15 protein-coding genes are annotated in these 13,693 nt (G+C 58.9%); 8 read left to right on the top strand and 7 right to left on the bottom strand.

Annotated elements, in window-relative coordinates:
• Positions 1 to 195: 195 nt before the first annotated feature.
• The 6 genes from QMX93_RS05835 to QMX93_RS05810 form a co-directional block, all read right to left on the bottom strand.
• Positions 196 to 657 (bottom strand): DUF3574 domain-containing protein, encoded by a 462-nt coding sequence (locus tag QMX93_RS05835; protein WP_159811458.1) that lies wholly within the window; start codon positions 655 to 657, stop codon positions 196 to 198.
• A gap of 241 nt (positions 658 to 898) precedes the next feature.
• Positions 899 to 3,274: a DUF3772 domain-containing protein gene (locus QMX93_RS05830; RefSeq protein ID WP_282353505.1), complete on the bottom strand. Its 2,376-nt coding sequence runs from the start codon at positions 3,272 to 3,274 to the stop codon at positions 899 to 901.
• A gap of 202 nt (positions 3,275 to 3,476) precedes the next feature.
• Complete coding sequence (locus QMX93_RS05825; RefSeq protein WP_282353504.1) at positions 3,477 to 3,773, bottom strand: antibiotic biosynthesis monooxygenase; 297 nt, start codon at positions 3,771 to 3,773, stop codon at positions 3,477 to 3,479.
• Positions 3,774 to 3,810: 37 nt separating this feature from the next.
• Positions 3,811 to 4,791, bottom strand: a complete 981-nt coding sequence (locus QMX93_RS05820) for a zinc-dependent alcohol dehydrogenase family protein (RefSeq protein ID WP_282353503.1) — start codon at positions 4,789 to 4,791, stop codon at positions 3,811 to 3,813.
• A gap of 63 nt (positions 4,792 to 4,854) precedes the next feature.
• Positions 4,855 to 5,157: a metalloregulator ArsR/SmtB family transcription factor gene (locus QMX93_RS05815; RefSeq protein WP_053119590.1), complete on the bottom strand. Its 303-nt coding sequence runs from the start codon at positions 5,155 to 5,157 to the stop codon at positions 4,855 to 4,857.
• A gap of 82 nt (positions 5,158 to 5,239) precedes the next feature.
• Positions 5,240 to 5,698: a metallophosphoesterase family protein gene (locus tag QMX93_RS05810; protein ID WP_282353500.1), complete on the bottom strand. Its 459-nt coding sequence runs from the start codon at positions 5,696 to 5,698 to the stop codon at positions 5,240 to 5,242.
• Positions 5,699 to 5,795: 97 nt separating this feature from the next.
• Here QMX93_RS05810 and QMX93_RS05805 point away from each other — a divergent pair, with 97 nt between their 5' ends.
• Positions 5,796 to 6,167: a hypothetical protein gene (locus QMX93_RS05805; RefSeq protein WP_282353498.1), complete on the top strand. Its 372-nt coding sequence runs from the start codon at positions 5,796 to 5,798 to the stop codon at positions 6,165 to 6,167.
• Between the two features lie 19 nt (positions 6,168 to 6,186).
• Here QMX93_RS05805 and QMX93_RS05800 read toward each other — a convergent pair whose 3' ends face one another.
• A complete protein-coding gene (locus QMX93_RS05800; RefSeq protein ID WP_212546070.1) occupies positions 6,187 to 7,104 on the bottom strand; it encodes a LysR family transcriptional regulator in 918 nt (305 codons plus the stop codon).
• 125 nt (positions 7,105 to 7,229) lie between these two features.
• Here QMX93_RS05800 and QMX93_RS05795 point away from each other — a divergent pair, with 125 nt between their 5' ends.
• The 7 genes from QMX93_RS05795 to QMX93_RS05765 all read left to right on the top strand — a co-directional run bounded on the left by QMX93_RS05795 (position 7,230) and on the right by QMX93_RS05765 (position 13,680).
• On the top strand, positions 7,230 to 7,988 hold the full coding sequence (locus QMX93_RS05795) for a 5-oxoprolinase subunit PxpA (protein WP_282353495.1): 759 nt from the start codon (positions 7,230 to 7,232) through the stop codon (positions 7,986 to 7,988).
• A 94-nt stretch (positions 7,989 to 8,082) separates the two neighbouring features.
• Positions 8,083 to 8,328: an acetyl-CoA carboxylase gene (locus tag QMX93_RS05790; protein ID WP_095079351.1), complete on the top strand. Its 246-nt coding sequence runs from the start codon at positions 8,083 to 8,085 to the stop codon at positions 8,326 to 8,328.
• A 10-nt stretch (positions 8,329 to 8,338) separates the two neighbouring features.
• Entirely contained in the window at positions 8,339 to 9,712 is a 1,374-nt protein-coding gene (locus QMX93_RS05785; RefSeq protein WP_282353486.1) for an acetyl-CoA carboxylase biotin carboxylase subunit, read from the top strand.
• Positions 9,709 to 10,581: an allophanate hydrolase subunit 1 gene (locus QMX93_RS05780; protein WP_159811449.1), complete on the top strand. Its 873-nt coding sequence runs from the start codon at positions 9,709 to 9,711 to the stop codon at positions 10,579 to 10,581. Before QMX93_RS05785 ends, QMX93_RS05780 begins: the two co-directional genes overlap by 4 nt.
• Positions 10,578 to 11,552, top strand: a complete 975-nt coding sequence (locus QMX93_RS05775; protein ID WP_282353481.1) for a biotin-dependent carboxyltransferase family protein — start codon at positions 10,578 to 10,580, stop codon at positions 11,550 to 11,552. Before QMX93_RS05780 ends, QMX93_RS05775 begins: the two co-directional genes overlap by 4 nt.
• 111 nt (positions 11,553 to 11,663) lie before the next feature.
• Complete coding sequence (locus QMX93_RS05770) at positions 11,664 to 12,986, top strand: allantoin permease (protein ID WP_282353479.1); 1,323 nt, start codon at positions 11,664 to 11,666, stop codon at positions 12,984 to 12,986.
• 172 nt (positions 12,987 to 13,158) lie between these two features.
• A complete protein-coding gene (locus QMX93_RS05765; RefSeq protein WP_282353475.1) occupies positions 13,159 to 13,680 on the top strand; it encodes a hypothetical protein in 522 nt (173 codons plus the stop codon).
• The last annotated feature ends 13 nt before the right edge of the window (positions 13,681 to 13,693 follow it).

Below are 13,693 nucleotides of genomic sequence, written 5' to 3'. Positions count from 1 at the left end.
TCAAATATCCCCCAATCAGTTCCCTCTCCCTCGGGGAGAGGGCTAGGGTGAGGGGCTCTTAAGCTGTGCCTCAATCGACCTTGAAAAACCCAGTCGATTATGGATTCGCCAAAGCAAGTCCAAGTCGGCGTACCTCTCAAATATCCCCAAATCAGTTCCCTCTCCCCTCGGGGAGAGGGCTAGGGTGAGGGGCTCTTAAAACGACACCTCCGCCGGCTGCGACAACCGCAGCACCGACAAATCCCCGGTAATACGCTTATACGCCAACCGAATCGCCTCGATATCGCTGCCACGTTTCGCACTGTTCTCATGCAAAATCACAATGACTTTAGTGCTCAAACGCTCCGGCTCCTTCGCGCCTTTATCACTCCACTGCCCGTAAGCATCAAGCACCGTGAACCCATCGGGAAACCGCGGCGTCACTTCTTTGTCGAGAAACTCGCGCCAGCGCGCCGGGCTGACCGCGCCTTCCTTGCGATCGATCGATCCCACAGAGAAGTACAACTCAGTGCGCAACCACTGCGCCTGCGCCGGCCGTGAGGCATCGCCTTGCAGGGTTGAACTGGCGGGATCGTGGGTGTGAACGGAAGCAGGAGGAGGGCTGGCGCAACCGGCGACTGCGACGAACAGTGCCGCCAGTAAAAGACGTTGAGGCATGGAACATCCTTATTGATGATTGGGCGAACCCGGCGAGTATAAGGTCGCCGTTTCATCACCAATAAAGACCTAAAAAGCAGGCTGATAGGCGCTTCAGGAATAACCCTTGGGTCGCTGCGCAACGAACGATCCGAAAGCCTGTAGGAGCTGTCGAGTGAAACGAGGCTGCGATCTTTTGGTCGTGTTTTTTTTACAAGACAAGATCAAAAGATCGCAGCGTTCCGCAGCTCCTACAGGGGCATCAGGGTGGGGGCGATGCCAAGGCAATGCCGGCCGCTCCCAGCCGTTTGAGAATCTCGAACAAAAGATCACTCTTGGTCACCCCGACAATCCTCGGGCTGCCGACATAACCGGTCACCGTCAGCGTAATCCCGTCCGGCGACAACTTGCTGAAGCGCACAAACGACGCCGGTTTTTCGAGGATGGTTTCGTTCTCGTGGTACGTGTTCAGCAGCAGATCCTTCACTGCTTCAGGATCGATATCCAGCGGAAACACCAACTCCAGCGACGCGACACCCTGAGCGCTGCCGCCCAGCGTGACGTTGCGCAGATTCTGTGAGATCAACTGCGAGTTCGGCACGATCACAATCGAGCGATCGCTGAGCTGAATTTCGGTGGCGCGCACGTTGATCCGGCGGATATCACCCTCGACGCCGCTGATGCTGATCAAATCGCCCACCTTCACCGGCCGCTCGGTCAGCAGAATCAGACCGGAAACAAAGTTCTTCACGATCTCCTGCAAACCAAAACCGATGCCCACCGACAACGCACTGACGATCCACGCCAGGTTCGTCCACTGCACGCCCAACGACGACAGCGTCAGCAGAATCACGAACGCGTAACCGATGTTGGAAAACAGCGTGCTCAGTGACGCGCACATCCCCGGATCCATGTCGGTCTTGGGCAGGAATTCATTGTCGAGCCAACGACTCAGGGCGCGGATCAGCCAGATACCGATCAACAGCGCGAGTACCGCGTTAAGCAAATGCGAAGGTACGATGTTGAACTTGCGCAACCCGGCACCGCCGAGGATCGCCATGATGTTGGTCGCCAACTGCCCGAGCGTGGTGCCGATGCCACCGACAAACAAGGCGATCACTGCCAGCAGCAACAGCGCTGCACGGCTGAAACCGGACAATAGAATCGAGATTTGATCAAGGCGCCGATCGCCTATTCCCAGTAACTGTTTGAGCGCCTTGCCGCTCGCATGCTTGGGCGAGAACGCGTATTCGCAGCCGTCCTTGATCACCTGAATCAGCAAGTAAAAGCCCGACAGCACAATGTAGGCCCAGACCACTTCATAGGTGATGAAACGGGCCAGGGACACGTAACCGGTGAGCAGCGCAATCGCCGAGACGAACATCGAAATACTGGTGATGGTGTACATCACCCCGGCAAACGTACTGTTCGCTTGCGTGTCATTGGCGGCGACCAACGCTTTGCGCACCTTGCCGACGCGCAGCAGCAGTGTCACCACAATCACCATGACCACAATCGATGTCACGCCGCGCCCGGTCAGAACAATCTGACTGCTCATGCCGGTGGCGTTGCACACCTGCACCAGCGTCACCAGCACCAGCAATGTGCCGGAAAGGATGCGTGGGAAGCGCTTCAGTGCCTGCGCGACCTGATCATGAATGGCCGGCAACCGCCACGATGGATGATCGATCGACAACAGCGCACGGCTCAGTCCGGTAATCAGCACGCAGGCGTACACAGCCTTCTCGAATTCCTCGGAAAACGTCGACAACACCGGCGTCAGCGGCGCGTGACGGGTGAGCGCGTAATACAGCACATGCAAGGCGAGGGCGGTGGTCGCAATCGTCGCCAGCGCCGACGCAAACGCCAATGCACTTCGACGCAAACGACCTTCCGGCATGCGGTGGATGCAAACCCAGGTCAGCCCGCGCTCGGCCAGACGACGGCCGAACGTCCACACCACCAGTGCCAGCGCGAGCAACACCAGCGTATAAAAATACCGCCCCGGCGCCCACACCGTCGCCCAGGTGTCAGAAACTTGATCAACGAAAAAACTGAAACGCTGCCGATCATCCCGCGAAGGATTGACCAGCGGTGCCCAGAAGTCCGGGTTCAGCACACTCAGGGTGCCGAGCGTCAACTCGCTTTCAAGCAATGTGCGGCGGATGCCGGCGATCTGCGTGATCAGATCCGCCGCACTTTGCTTCAGCGCCGCCAGACTTTTCAGCGTGCCGTCGACTTTGTTTTTTTGCTCCGTCAGCGTCGCTCGCTGGGCGACGATATCCGCTTGCTCGGCGGCGATCTCGGTGTCCGGCGCTGCGCCCAAAACGCCCAGTTGCACCGTCAGTTGCGCCTGTTGCGGTAACAACGCCGCCGACAATTTATCGACGTCCAGAATGAACGCCTGCACCCGATCCTGTGGGCCTTCGAGCTGGTTGTAATTGTTCGCGGCGGAGATTTGCTGTTTGAGGCCATCGAGGCGTTGTTGCAGGGCTTGCAGATCACTTTGCGAAATGACCGGAAGCGGCGCGGCGGCGGTCGCGGCAGGTGCTGGCAGATCGGCGGCCCACAGTGATGGACTGCCGGCGGTGAGCAGCATGAATGCGATGAGAAACAACGACTTCAACGTGTTGCGCATGGGACAGACCGACTCTCGATGAACACACAGTCTAAGAGGTTAGGTGATCGGGCCGGTCGAGGGGAAAAAGTTTCAGGGCGGCCCACTTGCCGACGAGGGCGGGTGTGCCGTGTGAGGCCTTGCGGTGCAGCAGGTGATGGCCTGAATCGAGCTGACAGTGGCCGCTTCTGCAGCGACTCACTGTCAGCATGATAAGCGACCGCTAAGACATCTCAGGCCCTTCGAGATGGTAAACCGTGGGTTCTGCGGAAAAGTAATCTTCCAGACCCTGCATGAACAGCCGATGGTCTTCACTCGCTTCGAAGCCTGGCGTGTGATCCTCAAGTGATTGCCATTTCACGATCAGATTGAAAACGTCAGCGGTTTCGATCCCTTGCGCGAGCACGTGGCCCTTGTAGCCCTTGGCACGTATGAGCAACGGCGCGACCTCGGCAAACGCCGTTCTGAACCTTTCAATGTGTTGTTGGTGTATGGGAAGTACAGCGATCTCATAAATCATGCGATGTTCCTCGGGAAGGATTGAAACGATTTGAAGTTCACACTGGCGTGACGATCGAGGGCCTGACGTCGATCACGATCTTTCCTTGAACACCGTTGTTGGGCGTCTCAAGCAATTTGTGAGCGAGGGGCAGGTCGGCGAGTGAAAAGACCGCGCCAACGTGTGGGCGCAGCTGTCCGCGTGCGACCAGTGCGCTCAGCTCATCCAGCTTGCCGCGGTTTTGGCGAGTGAACACGAAGTGGATACTGGCGTTCTTGCCCCAGGCCTGAACGAGGTTTTGCGGTTGGGCGATGTCGACAATCGTCACGATGCGACCCAGTTGCGCGAGTGCGTCCGGGCTGCGCGACAGCGTGTTGCCGCCGATGGTGTCGAACACCACATCGACCCCGTGGCCAGCCGTTTCGCGAAGGATGACGTCAACGTAGTCCTCTTTTTCGTAGTCAATGACCGTGTCTGCACCCAGGCTCCGAGCGAACTCGACATTGGTTTCACGCACGGTAGTGAACACTCTGGCGCCCATCGCTTTTGCCATTTGGATGGCCACATGCCCGACGCCGCCAGCGCCGCCGTGCACGAGGATACTTTCGCCGACTCGCAACGCCGCCCGGGTGACCAATGCCTCCCATGCCGTGCCGCCCACCAGCGTCAGACTTGCCGCCTCGAGATGGCTCAACGAAGGCGGTTTCTTGCCGATGATGGTTTCGGCGGCGACGTGGTACTCGGCGTAGCTGCCCGCACCGTCGAATATCTGCGGGGTGTACCAAACCTCGTCCCCTGGAGTAAACGCCGTTACCCCGGGCCCGACCGCTTCGACAACGCCTGAGACGTCGTGGCCGGTAATGCTCGGCAGCGATACCAGATCGGGATAATCGCCACGGCGGATCTGGTAATCCAAAGGATTGATGGAAGTCGCGTGGACTCGAACCAGCACTTGGCCCGCCTGCGGCAAGGGTTTGGGCACGTCGTGCAGCTCGAACGCGTCAGGGCCTCCGAAGGCTTTCAGCAACATCGCTTTCATGGTGTTTCCTCATATCTATAAAAAGGGATATCGAGATATCTCGATATTGCGCGGTAAAAAAATCTACAGCTCTTTTCCTATGATCTCGGCCAGAACACTGATGGTTGCTTCATTGCGTTTGTAGTACGTCCACTGACCAATGCGCCTGACTTCGACCAGGCCCACACGTTGCAGAGTCGCCAGATAACCCGACACCGTTGACTGAGACAGCCCGATGCCTTCTTGAATGCTGCTGACGCAGACCCCAACCGTGTGAACGTCGCCCTCGTCCTGCGCGGGGAAGTTCTTCACGGGATCCTTGAGCCCCTTCAGGATTTGAAGGCGGGTAGGGTTTGAGAGCGCTTTGAATATTTCGAGTAAGTCCATGCGCCGAGGATATCGAGATTTATCGATATGTCAATGCGATGTTCGATGAGATTTTTTGATGACGCGCCGAAGCACAAAATTTTCAGGGCAGAAGGTGGAGGAGTTGTGGATCAAGCGCGTCAGACCCTATTTCCAGCAGCGCGAGGGTGACCGGTAATTTGAAACGCCGCCGCCCGGCGCTGCCCGGATTCAAATACAGCCGATCGCCGCGCCATTCGATCAAGGGTTTGTGCGAGTGGCCGGTGATGATGATTCGGGTGTGGCTATCGAGCAGAGCGGGAACATCGGCGATGTCGTGGGTGAGCAGAGTTGGCCAGCCGTTGAGGTTGAGGGTGAGGTGGTCGGGGAGGTCGGTGGCCCAAGGCAGGTTCAAGTCGTTGTTGCCGCGCACGGCGTGAACCGGGGCGATTTGCGCCAGTTGGCTGAGGATGTCAGCGCTGCCGATGTCGCCGCCGTGGAGGATCAGTTCGACGCCTTCGATTGCGGTTAACGCTTCGGGGCGCAGGAGGCCGTGAGTGTCGGAAATGATGGCGATTTTCATGGAGGAGAGATTAGCAGGGTTGGTCTGGATGGCGGTGTTCAGCCGAAAATGCCAGAGTGCGCCTACGCCCCTTTAATGATCTGCCAAGGAACTTGCAATGCCCGCAGGAAAACGTGAAATGGCGCGCATCGAGCGCCGGCTGATCACCACGCTGACCGAAGCGTGCGAAACAGCAAAAAGTGAAATCAAAGGCTTCAGCTGGCTCACCCACACGGCTGACCTGACCGCGCTGGCTGAAACACTGAAAGTGATTTGGGTGTTCGAAACCCTGGCCGACAGAAAGCTCGCCGAGGTTGACGCAAAAGCACGGATCTTCGCACTGACGGCTATTGCGCTGGATGAAGCGGGTATTGAGCTGAAACTGACAGATCGCAATGTTCGCTTTGATTCTGAGCAGGAGTGCGAAAACGCTCAGGGCGGCGATTGGCAAAAGCGTTTGGCCAAAGGTCGATATAACGCGACCTTGTGAGCCACTTTTTTCACTGCTGTCACCGTCGCGCAGACAGCTGTTGCGGCGCCAGAAATGCATCGTGGAAATAGTTACGAAACGCCTGCATCGCCGGGCTGAATTCGCGTTCGCGATGCCAGGCCAACCCGACACTCATCGGCGTTACTTTGTCGGTGACGGTCAGGGTTTCAATGCGTTTGCCTTCCAGTGACCAGGGGCGGTGTACCAAATCCGAGAGGATTGCCACGCCGCTGCCATTGGCGACCATGCTGCGCACCGCTTCGACTGAACTGGTGCGCACTCGCACGTTGGGTTGCTGATGTGCCTGTTCCCAGTAGCGCTTGGCGCTATGTTCAGCTTCGTCGACGGTCAGCAGAATGTAGGGTTCTTTCGCAACGTCGGCGAGGCTGACTGCCGAGCGTTCGCACAGCGGATGGTGGCTGGGCAGCCATAACCGGCGTTCGGAGTTGAAGAGTATTTCCGAGACGATGTCCGGGTGGGTGAGGTTGGCGGTGAGCACCACGGCCATGTCAAAACGACCTTCCAGCAAGCCTTGTTCGATTGCTTGCCGCTCCTGTTCGTGGACTTCGATGGCCACGTCTGGATGCCAGTGCTCAAGCCGTTGCAGATGGTGTGGCAGGAAGTATCCGATCACCGTGTAACTCGCCGCCAGGCGCAATACACCGCTGGCGCGGATGTCCGGCAACGGGCTGTTCAATGCGTCATCGACGCTGCGCAAAATCACGTAAGCCCGATTCAAAAAGTGCCGACCGGCGTCGGTCAGGCTCATGCCTTGGGCCGAGCGCTGGAACAACAGCGTGCCGAGGATGCTTTCCAGTTCTTTGATCGCCGTCGTCACGGCCGACTGGGAAATATTCAAATGAATCGCGGCTTGGGAAATTTGCCCGATCTCGGCGGTGGCGACGAAATAACGGACTTGGCGCAGGGTCAGTGACATGGGTACTCCGAGTGACGGGGTATCTGTTTTTCAGAAGATACCCTATCTATTAATAGATCTTCCCAAGGGGGTAGCGGAAATCTAACTTGACCTGCATGAAGTCACAAGCGTCGGGAGCAGGTGTTATGCAGGCAGTAGATTTCAACTCTGACATGGGCGAAGGGTTTGGCCCGTGGACCATCGGCGATGGTGTCGATAATGAGCTGATGGGCTTTATCAGTTCGGCCAACATCGCCACCGGTTTTCATGCCGGCGACCCTTCAATCATGCGCCGCACCGTCGAGCAGGCCAAGCGTCTGGGCGTAGCCATCGGTGCGCATCCGGGGTTTCGCGACCTGGTCGGTTTTGGCCGTCGGCACATCAACGCGCCGGCCCAGGAACTGGTCGACGACATGCTCTATCAGTTGGGCGCCCTGCGTGAACTCGCCCGGGTTCAAGGCGTGGCCCTCCAGCACATCAAACCCCACGGCGCGCTCTACATGCACTTGGCGCGGGACGAGGAGGCCGCCCGTTTGCTGGTGGAAAATCTCCAGCGTCTGGAGCCGGAATTGCTGTTGTATTGCATGCCCGATTCGGTGATCTGGCGGGTTGCCACAGAGCTCGGCCAACCAGTGATTCGCGAGTTCTACGCCGACCGCGAATACGACCTCAGTGGCTCCATCGTGTTCACCCGCAACGTGCGGGCTTACGACCCGGCCCACGTCTCCGAACGCGTGCTGCGTGCTTGCCAGCAAGGCGTGGTGCGCACTGTCGAGGGCGAAGACCTCGCCATTGAGTTTGATTCCATCTGTTTGCACAGCGACACGCCGGGTGCTCTGGCGTTGGTCGAAGCCACGCGTCGCGCGCTGGATGGCGCGGGCATAACGGTTCGCGCACCGCGCTGAGACCTGACGCAAACACCTCGCACAGAGACGCGAGGGTTTGCCCAACGATTCACTTTTTGCCTGCCTTTCTACAACTATTCCAAAAGGAACAGACATGGCCGAACACACAGTCATCACCCCGTTGCCGGGAACCTTCTACCGCAAAGCCACCCCGGAATCGGCGAACTTCGTCGAGGTCGGCGCACAGGTCAGCGCTGACACGGTCATTGGCCTGATCGAGGTCATGAAGCAGTTCTCCGAACTGACCGCCGGGACGGCTGGTCGCCTCAGTGCCTTTTTGGTAGAAGACGGTGATCCGGTGGAACCGGGTCAAGTCGTCGCAACACTCGACGACGAGTGAGGGCGCGATCATGACTCAAACCATTCATAAACTGTTGGTCGCCAATCGTGGCGAAATCGCCGTGCGGATTATCCGCGCCGCCAAAGAACTGGGCATTCCCACCGTTGCTGCGTGCAGCGAGGCGGACGTCGATTCCCAGGCCGCGCGCATGGCCGATGAGATCCACATTCTTGGCCCGGCCCGTGCCGATAAAAGTTATCTCAACGTCGAGGCCTTGCTCGGCGCCCTGAAAGCCACGGGCGCCAATGCCGTGCATCCCGGCTACGGCTTCCTTTCAGAGAACGCCGATTTCGCCGAAGCGGTGGTGGCGGCTGGCGCCATTTTCGTCGGCCCAAGCGCGCAGACGATCCGGCGCATGGGCGATAAAGCCGAGGCGCGGCGTACCGCACAAGCCGCTGGCGTACCGGTGGTGCCGGGTTCGCCGGGTGAACTGTTTGACGTCGAGTCGGCACTCAAGGCTGCTGAGTCCGTGGGTTACCCGTTATTGATCAAAGCGTCGGCCGGTGGGGGCGGGCGCGGTATTCGTCTGGCGGAAAACGCCGAGCAACTGAGCGAAGAATTTCCCCGCTCCCAGCGCGAAGCCCAAGCGGCGTTTGGCAATGGCGCGGTGTATCTGGAGCGGTTTATCAACCGGGCCCGGCACATTGAAGTGCAGGTATTGGGCGACGGTCAGCACGCCGTGCATTTGTTTGAGCGCGAGTGCTCGCTGCAACGTCGGCGGCAGAAAATCTTCGAAGAAGCGCCGTCGCCAGTCCTCAACCAACAGCAACGGGACACCCTCTGCGAAAGCGCTGTGCGTCTGACCGAATCGTTGGGCTACAAGGGCGCCGGCACGCTGGAATACCTGTATGACGACGTCACTGGCGAGTTCTTCTTTATCGAGATGAATACGCGGATTCAGGTCGAGCACCCGGTCAGCGAACTGATCACCGGTATCGATCTGGTTCAAGCCATGTTACGCATCGCTGGCGGCGAGCCGCTGGGTTTCCAGCAAAGCGACATCCGACTCAACGGCGCCGCCCTGCAAATGCGCTTGAACGCTGAAGATCCGGCGCGGGATTTTTTCCCGAGTCCAGGTCTGGTCGAAGAACTGATCTGGCCGAGCGGCGAGGGCATTCGCGTCGATACGCATCTGTATCAAGGCTACCGGGTGCCGCCGTACTATGACTCGCTGCTGGCCAAACTGATTGTTCATGGTGCCGATCGCGCCGAAGCGCTGGCCCGCGCGCAAGTGGCGGTAGCGAACACCACGCTCACCGGCATGGCCAACACCTTGGCGTTGCACGCTGAATTGCTCGAGCAACCGTGGCTGCACAGCGCCGACTTTCACACCGGCACCCTGGAAACCTGGCTGGCCGAGCGCCGCAGCGGAGGTGAAGCATGAGTACGCCCATCCGATACAGCTTTGGCGCCGATGAGCATTTGTTTGCCGAAGTCAGTGACAGCATGTCTCTGGACGCGTTCTTCAAAGGTCTGGCCGTCACCCGCGCTGTGGAACGGCTGGCGCTGGATGGCGTGCTCGATATCTGCCTGGCTAACGCGTCATTCCAGATTCGTTTCGACCCGGATCGCATCGCCCCTCACACCTTGCTCGAAGCGGTAAAAATCGCCGAGGCCGGAGCTGTCGCCGAGCGCACATTGCAGACGCGGATTATCGAGATTCCGGTGCTCTACAACGATCCCTGGACTCACGAAACCCTGATGCGTTTTCGCGACCGTCATCAAGACCCGAGCGCCACGGATCTTGAATACGCTGCCCGCATCAACGGACTGGCCGACGTCGATGCCTTCATCGCGGCCCACAGCGGCGCGCCGTGGTTTGTCTCGATGGTCGGCTTCGTTGCCGGGCTGCCCTTCATGTTTCAGATGGTCGAGCGTGAGCGTCAGTTGCAGGTGCCCAAGTATCTGCGCCCGCGCACCGATACACCGAAATTGACCCTGGGCCACGGCGGTTGCTTTGGTTGCATTTATTCGGTGCGCGGCGCCGGCGGTTATCAGATGTTTGGCGTCACCCCCGCGCCGATCTACGACCCGCTACAACACCTCGCGTACCTGAAAGAACACATGGTGTTTTTCCGTCCAGGCGACATCGTGCAATTCAAGCCGATGGATCGAGAAGCCTACGACTCCGCGGTGGCAGAAGTGGACGCCGGAAGCTTTGATCTGCGGATTCGGCCGGTGGAATTTTCGCTGGACGCGTTCCTCGCCGACCCCGTTGGCTATCCCAAGTCGCTGCAGGAGGTATTGGCATGATCAAGGTTCTCAAACCCGGCCTCGCCACTTCGGTACAAGACTTGGGCCGCGAAGGTTATTACCATTTGGGCATTCCGCCGTCCGGCGCGCTTGATCAGTACGCCTTGAGTGTGGCCAACCAATTGGTCGGCAACTCACCCGGTTTGGCGGCACTGGAATGCACGCTGCTCGGGCCCGAGCTGGAGTTTCGACAGGACGCACTGGTGGCGGTCAGCGGCGCGCACATGACGCCCCGGGTCGATGGCGTGGAAATGCACCACGACACCGCCTTCACCGTGAAGGCCGGGCAAGTGCTGCGCTTTGACTTTCCCAAGGCGGGTGCCCGCGCGTACGTGGCGGTGGCCGGCGGCATTGATGTGCCGGTGGTACTCGGCAGTCGCTCCACCTATGCACTGGGCGCGCTCGGCGGTTTTCAGGGGCGACGTCTGATCGCGGGTGACGAATTGCCCGTCGGCATTGCCAGTGGCAAAAGCCGCGCCGGGGCCAGTTTGCCCATGGCGTTACGGCAATCACTGGGTGGCGAAATCACTCTGCGGGTGGTGCCCGGTTTGTACTACCACCGCTTGACTGAATCGGCGGCGAAGAGCTTTTTTGCCGAGCCGTGGACGGTCGGTTCGGAAGCCGACCGCATCGGCTATCGCTACAAGGGCGGCAGCGCGCTGAGCTTTCAGCCCCGCGAGCAGCCGTTCGGCGCCGGTTCCGATCCGTCGAACATCGTCGACAGTTGCTACCCGATCGGCTCGATTCAGGTGCCTGCCGGGCTCGAACCCATCGTATTGCACCGTGATGCGGTGTCCGGTGGCGGCTACGCGATGATTGGCACGGTGATCAGCGCCGACCTCGATCTGATCGGCCAGATGCAACCCAACCAGAAGGCCCGCTTTGTCGCGGTGACCCTCGAAGAGGCGCTGGAAGCGCGACGTTCCTATAAGAAAAAGCTCAGCTGCCTGAGCAAGCTGTTCCCTTCCTGATTCTGCCCGCCGTCAAGCGCGGGTCATGCCATACGGTACGCCAACGCCGCACTTCGGTGCGGTGACGGCTGCCCGCGCTTCAACCTTCGACTGGTTTTGGAGTTCACGCACATGGCTGCTTTATCGCAATCGAATCAAACCGGGCAAGATCCGGCGCATCATCCCGCTCCCGCCGAAGCGCGCATGGGTCGACTGTCCCTGACGATGGCTTGGTGGGCGGTGTGCAGTGCGATGTTTTACATCGTGGTGGGCGCTTCCGTGGCGTTGTCCTTCGGTGCGCGCAATGCGCTGATCGGCATGGTGCTGTCGGTGATCAGTTATGGCCTGATCAACAGCGTGCTCAGCCGCTATGCGATTCGCAGCGGTTTGTCGGTGGCGTTGTTTTCACGGTTGTTGTTCGGCAGCACCGGAGCTTGCCTGGCGACGCTGATTTTCTTCTCGACCGCGATCTATTACGCGGTGTTCGAAGGTTCGGTGATCGCTGTTGCGCTCAATCACCTGTACCCGGAACTGGTCTATCCGCTGGCCGCATTGGCGGTGGTTCTGTACAGCGTGCCGATGATCCTGGGCAGCGTGCAGCACTGGCTGGACAAGCTCAACGGCGTGTTGCTGCCGGTGTACCTCGGTGGATTGCTGGTCGCGGTCGGGCTATCCATCAGCCGTTATGGCTACCAGCCGCAATGGCTGGATTTCGGCCCGGCAACGCCTGATGCATTCGGCTGGTGGGATTGTTTTGTCGCCTACATGGGCGTCTGGGTGTTGATGCTGTTCACCTTCGACTATGCGCGTTTCGGCAAACCTGAAGACGCCAGATACCACGGCCGCTGGAACTTCGGCATGCCGTTCTACGCGGTGACATTTCTGCTCAACGGCGCGGCAGGCATTTATCTGGTCAGCAGCATTCCGCACGAAGGCGCGTTGAACGAAGTCTCGGTGGTGATGGCGATTTTGCAGTTGATGGGCTTGTGGGGATTGCTGTTTGTCTGGGCCACGCAAACCCGGATCAACACCGCCAATTACTACCTGGCGACGTTGAATATGCAGGCGTTCTTTGGTCGATTTGGCCTTCGCGGTTCGTACCTGATGTGGGCCGTAGCGGTGGGGGTGATCGTCTACGGCTTGATGCTGGCGGACGTGTTTGCCTACCTCCTCAAGGCGCTGGCCTATCAGGGGATTTTCGTCGTGGCCTGGGTGGGAGTGGCGTTGGCGCAAATTATCTACGGACGCAGTGACGTGGCAGCGCTCGATCGGGTGGGCGAGTTCAACCCGGTAGGCTTGACGGCCTGGTTTGGCGCGACAGCATTAGGTCTTGCGTTGATGTTTTCCGGCGGCGGCTTCAGCAGCTTTTCCGCGCCCGCTACGGTGATCGTTGCATTTACCTTGCACGCAGGGTTGTCCCATCGAAGCCGGTTGCGGTTAGCGTTGTCCGAGTAAAACGTTGCAGTCACTTATCCCGTGCCCGCCTGCTCTGACAAGGCAGAGCGGGCAGGGGCTAGCCTGTTATGACGCCCGGAAGGCGCAGGGGGAGGGCAACCCGTAATTTTCGACTAAGCTCGTTCGATCATTAAACACCAAGCGCTGTGCTGTACTCGCTCAGGGGATCGATATGAAAGCCGTACTCCACACGATCAAGCACGAAGTCATGAAGGCCATTCCGCCGACGGTATTTTTCTTCATCATTCTGCACATCGTCGCCCTCATCCGTACGCTGATGATGAAGGGCACAGGCGTTTCGCTGCCGGTCTCCACGTCAATCCTGATCGCGTCGCTGGTGCTCGGTAAATCCGTGCTGGTCGCGGACATGCTGCCGTTCATTAATCGCTTTCCGGAAAAGCCGCTGATCTGGAACGTCACCTGGAAAACGCTCATGTACGCGCTGGTGGCGCTGGTCGTTCATTATCTGGAGCGGCTGTATGAGTTCTGGAAAGAGGCACACAGCTTCATGGACGCGAACGCCACGTTGTGGACTTCGATGAACTGGCCACAATTCTGGGCAGTGCAGATTCTGCTGATTACTTTGATCTTCGTGTATTGCGTCTTTTCAGAACTGACCCGCGCATTGGGTCGTGATCGATTGAAGAGAATGTTCCTCGGCCCGCTGCCACCAGACATCAAAAAAGATTTGTAAGAAGGGAAGAGGC

Source organism: Pseudomonas sp. PS01303 (assembly GCF_029959385.1).
Lineage (GTDB): Bacteria > Pseudomonadota > Gammaproteobacteria > Pseudomonadales > Pseudomonadaceae > Aquipseudomonas > Aquipseudomonas rustica.
The sequence above is the reverse complement of the archived record's forward strand: the minus strand, read 5'-3'. Positions and strand labels throughout refer to the sequence as shown.